Here is a 7,526-nt window from a genome sequence, read left to right on the forward strand (position 1 = left end):
GCGCTTTTCGCAGTCAAACCGTCGGAATAGTGATGAAAATCAAGGAATCAGAATATTTCCTATAGGTTTGCCGAGACCAACGGTTTACAATTTATCCATCGCTACGGATAGCGTTTGAAGGCCCCCTGTGCAGCAGATTCTGTTCTACTTCCTGATTTCTTTTCTGATCAGTGCCGGCACCATTGCCGCGCTGCTGCCGCTGGCACGCCGCTGGAACTGGGTGGATCACCCCAATCACCGCAAGAACCATGAGGTGGCTACCCCGGTCATCGGCGGCTTGGGCGTGTTCGCGGGTATTGCCGTGCCGGTGTTTCTGGCCAATGGCCTGAACAATTACGCCCTGGGCTGGTTCAGCGGTGCGCTGCTGCTGGTGGTCGTCGGCCTGATCGACGACCGCATCGATGTGCGCTGGTATTTCCGTTTGGCGGTGCAGATTGCCGCCGCGCTGTGCCTGATCTACATTGCCGACACCCGCGCCGAACATCTGGGGCCGGTGTTCGGCCTGCCCGATGTGGAGTTCGGCTGGTTCAGCGTGCCGCTGTCGGTGTTCGCCATCGTCGGCCTGATCAACGCCCTGAACATGGCCGATGGTATTGACGGTCTGGTCGGCTCCTTGGTGGTGGCCAGTTTGTGCATGTTCATCAGCGCCGGCATTTATTCCGGCATTCCCGAAATCACCTTCCGGCTGATGTGGGTCGTCGGCGCGGTGACGGGCTTTCTGTGGTTCAACCTGCGCTTCGGCAAACAGACCCGCGCCCGCGTGTTCCTGGGCGACACCGGCAGCGCCCTGCTGGGCTACACCCTGGCCTACATCACCTTCCGCCTGACCCAGAACCCGGCGCACCCGATCACCCCGATCCTGGCCCCGTATCTGATTGCGGTGCCGATCATCGACTGCGTGGTGCTGATGGTACGGCGCTGGCGGCAGGGCCATTCGCCCTTCCATGGCGACCGCAACCACATCCATCACCTGTTGCTCGATGCCGGGTTCAGCGTCAATCAGGCGGTGCGCTTGCTGGTGCTGCTCAGCTTCAGCATCGGGCTGGCCGCCGCGGTCTGGCTGTCCTTCGATGTGCAGTACGAGAAGGCCATCCTGCTGATCAATTTCGTGCTGATGACGCTGACCTGGTATGCGCTCAGCAATGACCGCGCCCGCATCGTGGCGCTTCTGGCCCGCATCCATCAGCTGCTCTACGGAAAATCGTCCTAAAAAAAGCCCCCGAATTTATCGGGGGCTTTCCACATCAGGACCTTTCGCTTTTATTCCCTCTCCCTCCGGGAGAGGGCCAGGGTGAGGCCTTACTTCTTCTGACCGTCCTTGAAGCCTTCCTCGTAGCCTTTCGAAAAGGCCGATTCAAAGCGCGAATCGTAGCTGTCTTCGTGGCGCTGGTAGGCGTTCTTGGCGCCGGATTTGGCGTCGTCTTTACCGGCGGCGTAGCCTTCCTTGAAGTACACGCAGGCGGTCTTATCCATCGAGGCCGGGCAGGCCGGGGCATCGGCCAGAGCCGAACCGGCCACGAACAGGCTGGCAAGGGCGAGGGCGAATACACGCGATTTCATGAGCTTCTCCAATGCGGACAAATGTCCGTGCATTAAGCATAGCAAGTTCCGCCCCCGCCGCAAGCCGGGGGCTGAATGCCGGATTAATCCCCCCGGCCTGCCGATTTCCTCTAAAATGGCCGGAATCCCCTGAAAATCAAGCGCATGAAGCCCTTATCCCATCTTGACCGGCTGGAAGCGGAAAGCCTGCACATCTTCCGCGAAGTCGCCTCCGAGTTCAGCAATCCGGTGATGCTGTATTCCATCGGCAAAGACAGCGCGGTGCTGCTGCACCTGCTGGCCAAGGCCTTTTATCCGGCCAAGCCGCCGATTCCGCTGCTGCACGTGGACACCACCTGGAAATTCCGCGACATGTACGCCTTCCGCGAAACCGTGCCGGAGCGTTACGGGGTCAGCCTGAAAGTGCACATCAACCCGGAGGGCGTGGCGCAGAACGTCAACCCGTTCACCCACGGCGCCACCGTGCATACCGACATCATGAAAACCCAGGGCCTGAAGCAGGCGCTGGATGCCGGCCAGTACGATGCCGCCATCGGCGGCGCCCGCCGCGACGAGGAAAAATCGCGGGCCAAGGAACGCGTGTTCTCGTTCCGCAACGCCGAACACCGCTGGGACCCGAAAGCGCAGCGCCCGGAACTGTGGGATGTGTACAACACCCGCATCCGCAAGGGCGAGAGCGTGCGCGTGTTTCCGCTGTCGAACTGGACCGAGCTCGACATCTGGCTGTACATCTTCCGCGAGAACATTCCGGTGGTGCCGCTGTATTTCGCCAAGGAGCGCCCGGTGGTCGAACGCGACGGCGGCCTGATCATGGTCGACGATGAGCGCATGCCGCTGCATCCCGGCGAAGTGCCGATGCTGAAGAAAGTGCGCTTCCGCACCCTGGGCTGCTACCCGCTGACCGGCGCGATCGAATCGGAAGCGGCCGATCTGGAAGCCATCATCGCCGAGATGCTGGTGGCGCGCACTTCCGAGCGCCAGGGCCGGATGATCGATCACGACCAGTCGGCCTCGATGGAGAAGAAGAAGCAGGAGGGCTATTTCTGATGGCCACCGATATCCGCGCCTACCTGCAGCAGCACGAAACCAAATCCCTGCTGCGCTTCATCACCTGCGGCAGCGTCGACGACGGCAAGAGCACCCTGATCGGGCGCCTGCTGCACGACACCAAGGGCCTGTTCGACGACCAATTGGCCGCGCTGGAGAAGGATTCCGCCAAGCACGGCACCCAGGGCGAAGCCATGGACTTCGCGCTGCTGGTCGACGGCCTGGCCGCCGAACGCGAGCAGGGCATCACCATCGATGTGGCCTACCGCTTCTTTTCCACCGACAAACGCAAGTTCATCGTGGCCGACTGTCCGGGCCATGAACAGTACACCCGCAACATGGCCACCGGCGCGTCCACCGCCGATGTCGCCGTGGTGCTGATCGACGCCCGCAAAGGCGTGCTGACCCAGACCCGCCGGCACAGTTTCATCGTCTCGCGTCTGGGCATCAACCACGTGCTGCTGGCGGTCAACAAAATGGATCTGGTCGACTTCGATGAAGGCGTGTTCAATGCCATCGTCGAACAATACCAGCAGCTGGCCGATCAGCTCGGCATTTCCAGCGTGCAGGCGGTGCCGCTATCGGCGCTGACCGGCGACAACCTGATTGCCGCTTCCACGCGCACGCCCTGGTACACCGGCCCCTCGGTGCTGGCGTATCTGGAAAATGTGGTGATCAGCGAAACCGGCGACGACGGCACGCACAGCGGCCGCCTGCCGGTGCAGTGGGTCTGCCGTCCGAATCTGGATTTCCGCGGCTTTGCCGGCACGGTCTGCGCCGGCGCGTTCAGCGTCGGCGAAGAAGTGGCCGTGCTGCCCTCGGGCAAGCGCTCGCACATCGCCCGCATCGTCACCCAAACCGGCGATCTGGACGCCGCCCGCCGGGGCCAGGCGGTGACCCTGACGCTCGCCGATGAGGTCGACATCAGCCGCGGCGATGTCATCGTCTCGGCCAAGAACCCGTGCGAAACCGCCGACCAGTTCGCCGCGCACGTGATCTGGATGGACGAAGCCGAACTGATTCCCGGCCGCGGCTATTGGCTGAAGATCGGGGCGCGCACGGTGAATGCCACCGTCACCGAAATCAAGCACAAGATCGACATCAACAGCCAGGAACCGCTGGCCGCGAAAACCCTGCACTTGAATGAAATCGGCGTGTGCAATCTCAAGCTCGATCAGGCCATCGCCTTCGAGCCCTACGCGCTGGATAAAACCCTGGGCGGTTTCATTCTGATCGACCGGCAGAGCAACGCCACCGTGGCCGCCGGCACCATCGATTTCGCGCTGCGCCGCGCCGGCAACATCCACTGGCAGGCGATGGACGTCAACAAAGCCGCGCGTGCCGGGCTCAAAAGCCAGACGCCGCGCTGCATCTGGTTCACCGGCCTGTCCGGCTCGGGCAAGTCGACCATCGCCAACCAGCTGGAGCAGCGTCTGCTGGCCGCGCACCACCACACCTATACGCTGGACGGCGACAACGTGCGTCACGGTTTGAACCGCGATCTGGGCTTCACCGAAGCCGACCGGGTCGAGAACATCCGGCGCGTGGCGGAAGTGGCGCGCCTGATGGTGGATGCCGGCCTGATCGTGCTGGTCTCGTTCATTTCGCCGTTCCGCAGTGAACGCGACATGGCCCGCGCCCTGTTCAGCGACGACGAGTTCATCGAAGTGTTCGTCGATACGCCGCTGGAACTGTGCGAACAGCGCGATGTGAAAGGCCTTTACGCCAAGGCCCGCGCCGGCCAGCTGCCGAACTTCACCGGCATTTCCTCGCCGTATGAGGCGCCGGAACATCCGGAGCTGCATCTGCGCACCGCCGACGCCCCGATCGAAGCGCTGGTCGAGGCCGTGCTGAAGCGGATCAGCTGACTTTGGCGGCGGCCGCTTCGGCGGCGCCGCTTTCGGTCAGGTAATAGATGTGGCTGCTGAGCAGCGCGTACTGCACGTACTCGCTCGGTCCCAGCTGCTTGAGGAAATCCTGCATCATCGCCAGCGCATTGTGCTGGGAATAGCCGTGCGATTCCGGATGGCGCACGCGCACGCGCGGATCGACCACCGCGAACTGTTTGTTGGCGTAAGCGAAGGCCATGAACACCCAGTCGATGCCCCAGCCGTACAGGTTTTTACGGTAGTCGATGCTGCGCATGCGCGCGATGGCCGCTTTCGACAGCGAGAACACGATGCCGTCGGTCTGTGCCACCAGTTTCATCGGGGTGTCGAAGAAACTGCCGAGCAGGGTGTGCTTGAGCGGATAGGGCGTGACCGTGATCAGCGGCGCCCAGACCGCGATGCGCGGGAACTGCCGGTGCGCGGCCCGGCTGCCGGCCACCAGGCCGGCCCAGTCGTCGCAGTCGCAGTCGGCATGGATCACCAGCAGAATGTCGGCATCCGGGGCCAGATGTTCGAGGCAGGCACTGAATTTATCGGCCCAGAACAGGGTGTCGTCGCGCCGGATCAGCCGGCAGTCGGCCGCGGGCGCGGTGTCCGGATCGGGGTCGGAATACACGATGCTGACCGATTCGCCGACACCATTCAGGGCGCCGGCGATGGCGGCGGCCCGGGCATGCTGGCCGTTCCAGGAAATGATGAAGATGTGCAGACGCGGCATGGGATTTCCGGCACGGGCGTTTTCACGCATACTGGGAGTAGTCTACCGCCTGAACGCGCATGCCCGATCATCTGTACCAGATTTACTATTCCGAAGACACCCGCGGGCAGCTGGACCCGGGCTTTCTGCCTTTGGATAATAGCGCCAATCCGCGCCCGGACTGGCGCGAGTATTGGCCGATCCGGCAATTCCTGCTGAACACCGCGCTCGATGACGGCGCCCGTTACGGCTTCTTCTCGCCCAAATTCCGCAGCAAGACCGGCCTTGCCGCCGCGGCGGTCACCGATTTTCTGGCCAGGACCGATGCCGAGGTCGTGCTGTTCTCGCCGTTTTTCGAGCAATCGGCCCTGTTCCTGAATGTGTACCGTCAGGCCGAGGCCTATCATCCCGGTCTGGCCGCCATCTGCCAGGCCGCCTTGCGCGCTGACGCTCCGGCGTTCAGTGCGCTCGATCACGTCAGCCATTCCGGCAATACCAGGCCGAGGATCCGGATGCCGCCCTGGCGTCGGCGCTCAACGCCCCGGTGCCGCATGACCGCAGTTCCGCGCCCGCCAAGGTGTTCGTGATTGAACGCGTCGCCAGTTTTCTGCTCGGCAGCGAGCCGTGGTCGGTGGCGGTGGATGCCCGCGCCGCGTTGCCTGCCGGCCCGCGTCCGGGCTTGCAGCGTCTGGATGCGCTCAAAATCGCCTATGCGCGGGATCAACGGCCGGAACAACTCGCCGACTACCGTCGCCTGCGCCGCGAACTGATGACCGCGCTGCAGCTTGCACAGGCGGCCGGATGACCGCGCCGATGCCCTGGCCGAGCATGCTCGAAATGCAGGCCATCAACCGTCTGCTCGGGCGCGGCTATGACGCCGAAGGCCGGGCGCGGCCGTTCACCGACCGCGAGTTCTTCGAAATCTCCTGGATCATGGGCTGGCACCCGCGCAACCCGGCGTACCGCCAGCTGTTTGCGAATCTGGCCGATTGGATCGTGGCGGAAATCGCGCCGCGCCGCCTGTTGGAAATCGGCAGCGGGCCGGGCCATCTGTTGCATTGCCTGCTCGAGCGCGGGGTGGAGGCCTGCGGCATCGATGCCAATCCGTACTCGCAGGCGTTCTTCCGGCAACGCCATCCGCAGCAGGCCGAACGCTACCGGCTCGATCCGGATTTCAGCCAAGCCACGCCCGCCGCCGACACCGTGCTGGCCATTGAAGTGTTCGAACACATTCCCGATGCCGGTCTCAATCACATCCTGACCCGGCTGCGCGATGAGATCCGCCCGCAGCACATCGTGTTCTCCTCGACCCCGCATGCCGAACCCGCACCGGACTGGGATCTGCAGTGGGGACACATCAATCTCAAAACTCCGACGCAGTGGCAGGCGTTTTTCGGCCGCTACGGCTACCGGATCGACGGCCGCCGGCCGCCGGTCACCGAATGGGCGGTGTGCTATGTCCGCGACTGAGCCGGGTCCGGCAGCGCAGGCGGCGGTCATCGCGCATTACCATGCCGAGGGTCATTTGCCACGGCACTTGCTGGCACTGGTGCGCGTGCTGGCGGCGCGCGTCGGCCGCATCGTGTTCGTGTCCACCGGGTTGTCGGATGCGGCGGCGGCGGAACTGGAACCCTTTGCCGCCGTGATCCGGCGCGAGAACATCGGCTACGATTTCTGGTCCTACAAAACAGGCATTGACGCGCTCGGCGATCGGTCCGGACTCGAGCGCCTGCTGCTGCTCAACAGCTCCTTCATCTGTATCGATCCGGACCGGGTGTGCGCGGCGATGCTGGGGCCGATTGCCGGTCCTGCGCTGCGCGGCCTGAGTCTGTCGCACGACCGCGACCTGCATCTGCAATCCTATTGTCTGGCCTTCGAGGACCGCACCCTGATCGCATCACAGCATTTTGCCGAATGGTGGCAGGCGATGACGCCGGTGTCGGACCGCGAACAGGTCATCATCCGCTACGAGCTCGGCCTGTCACGGCATTTCGCCGATGCCGGAGTGCCGCTGCAGGCCGCCTATGAGCCCGACCGCAACGATCTGCTGGTGGCGCTGTGCCGGGCCATCGGCAATGCCAATTTCAGCAGCCGGACCTACCTGAGTGCGACCCATGACAGCGACCGGGTGCAGCTCGATCTGCAACCGGCACGCAGCTTGAACCCGACCCACTATCTCTGGGACCGGCTGTATGCCCGCTTCGGCATTCTGAAAATCGAGCTGCTGCGCGACAATCCGACCCGGCAGAATCTGGCCCGCTTCCGCCAGCAGCTGTCGCCTGCGGTACAGTCCCTGATCACTGACGGCCTGCGCTGAGCCGATCTTTGGATCA

At 63.6% G+C, this 7,526-nt stretch carries 9 protein-coding genes; 7 read left to right on the top strand and 2 right to left on the bottom strand.

Going from position 1 to position 7,526, the window contains the following annotated elements:
- Positions 1–127 precede the first annotated feature (127 nt).
- Positions 128–1,210, top strand: coding sequence for an MraY family glycosyltransferase (locus tag Q0W88_RS10170; RefSeq protein ID WP_297803167.1), 1,083 nt, complete (start codon positions 128–130; stop codon positions 1,208–1,210).
- An 89-nt stretch (positions 1,211–1,299) separates the two neighbouring features.
- On the opposite strand, the gene Q0W88_RS10175 is transcribed toward Q0W88_RS10170, so the two are convergent.
- Positions 1,300–1,560 carry a hypothetical protein gene (locus Q0W88_RS10175; protein WP_297803171.1) on the bottom strand — a complete coding sequence of 87 codons (261 nt, stop codon included), beginning with the start codon at positions 1,558–1,560 and terminating at the stop codon, positions 1,300–1,302.
- A 144-nt stretch (positions 1,561–1,704) separates the two neighbouring features.
- Here Q0W88_RS10175 and cysD point away from each other — a divergent pair, with 144 nt between their 5' ends.
- Entirely contained in the window at positions 1,705–2,607 is a 903-nt protein-coding gene (cysD, locus tag Q0W88_RS10180) for a sulfate adenylyltransferase subunit CysD (protein WP_297803173.1), read from the top strand.
- Positions 2,607–4,475, top strand: a complete 1,869-nt coding sequence (gene cysN, locus Q0W88_RS10185; protein ID WP_297803176.1) for a sulfate adenylyltransferase subunit CysN — start codon at positions 2,607–2,609, stop codon at positions 4,473–4,475. Before cysD ends, cysN begins: the two co-directional genes overlap by 1 nt.
- On the opposite strand, the gene Q0W88_RS10190 is transcribed toward cysN, so the two are convergent.
- Positions 4,468–5,214 carry a hypothetical protein gene (locus Q0W88_RS10190; protein WP_297803179.1) on the bottom strand — a complete coding sequence of 249 codons (747 nt, stop codon included), beginning with the start codon at positions 5,212–5,214 and terminating at the stop codon, positions 4,468–4,470. The two genes, cysN and Q0W88_RS10190, sit on opposite strands and share 8 nt — an antisense overlap.
- Positions 5,215–5,273: 59 nt before the next feature.
- On the opposite strand from Q0W88_RS10190, the gene Q0W88_RS10195 reads away from it, so the two are divergent.
- The 4 genes from Q0W88_RS10195 to Q0W88_RS10210 are packed head-to-tail and all read left to right on the top strand — an operon-like array spanning position 5,274 to position 7,510.
- On the top strand, positions 5,274–5,780 hold the full coding sequence (locus tag Q0W88_RS10195; protein ID WP_297803182.1) for a hypothetical protein: 507 nt from the start codon (positions 5,274–5,276) through the stop codon (positions 5,778–5,780).
- The gene (locus tag Q0W88_RS10200; protein WP_297803185.1) at positions 5,777–5,998 is read left to right on the top strand and encodes a hypothetical protein; all 222 of its coding nucleotides are present in this window, start codon (positions 5,777–5,779) and stop codon (positions 5,996–5,998) included. Before Q0W88_RS10195 ends, Q0W88_RS10200 begins: the two co-directional genes overlap by 4 nt.
- Positions 5,995–6,663, top strand: a complete 669-nt coding sequence (locus Q0W88_RS10205; RefSeq protein ID WP_297803188.1) for a class I SAM-dependent methyltransferase — start codon at positions 5,995–5,997, stop codon at positions 6,661–6,663. Before Q0W88_RS10200 ends, Q0W88_RS10205 begins: the two co-directional genes overlap by 4 nt.
- A complete protein-coding gene (locus tag Q0W88_RS10210; RefSeq protein ID WP_297803191.1) occupies positions 6,650–7,510 on the top strand; it encodes a rhamnan synthesis F family protein in 861 nt (286 codons plus the stop codon). The genes Q0W88_RS10205 and Q0W88_RS10210 overlap by 14 nt, the downstream gene beginning before the upstream one ends.
- The last annotated feature ends 16 nt before the right edge of the window (positions 7,511–7,526 follow it).

Source organism: Arenimonas sp. GDDSR-1 (genome assembly GCF_025980345.1).
Classification (GTDB): Bacteria; Pseudomonadota; Gammaproteobacteria; order Xanthomonadales; family Xanthomonadaceae; genus Arenimonas.

Excerpts from the sequence above, each read along its gene's own strand:
- Q0W88_RS10210 (WP_297803191.1), top strand. The coding sequence starts at position 6,650 with ATGTCCGCGACTGAGCCGGGTCCGGCAGCGCAGGCGGCGGTCATCGCG.
- Q0W88_RS10175 (WP_297803171.1), bottom strand. The coding sequence starts at position 1,560 with ATGAAATCGCGTGTATTCGCCCTCGCCCTTGCCAGCCTGTTCGTGGCC.
- cysD (WP_297803173.1), top strand. The coding sequence starts at position 1,705 with ATGAAGCCCTTATCCCATCTTGACCGGCTGGAAGCGGAAAGCCTGCAC.
- cysN (WP_297803176.1), top strand. The coding sequence starts at position 2,607 with ATGGCCACCGATATCCGCGCCTACCTGCAGCAGCACGAAACCAAATCC.
- Q0W88_RS10190 (WP_297803179.1), bottom strand. The coding sequence starts at position 5,214 with ATGCCGCGTCTGCACATCTTCATCATTTCCTGGAACGGCCAGCATGCC.
- Q0W88_RS10205 (WP_297803188.1), top strand. The coding sequence starts at position 5,995 with ATGACCGCGCCGATGCCCTGGCCGAGCATGCTCGAAATGCAGGCCATC.
- Q0W88_RS10195 (WP_297803182.1), top strand. The coding sequence starts at position 5,274 with ATGCCCGATCATCTGTACCAGATTTACTATTCCGAAGACACCCGCGGG.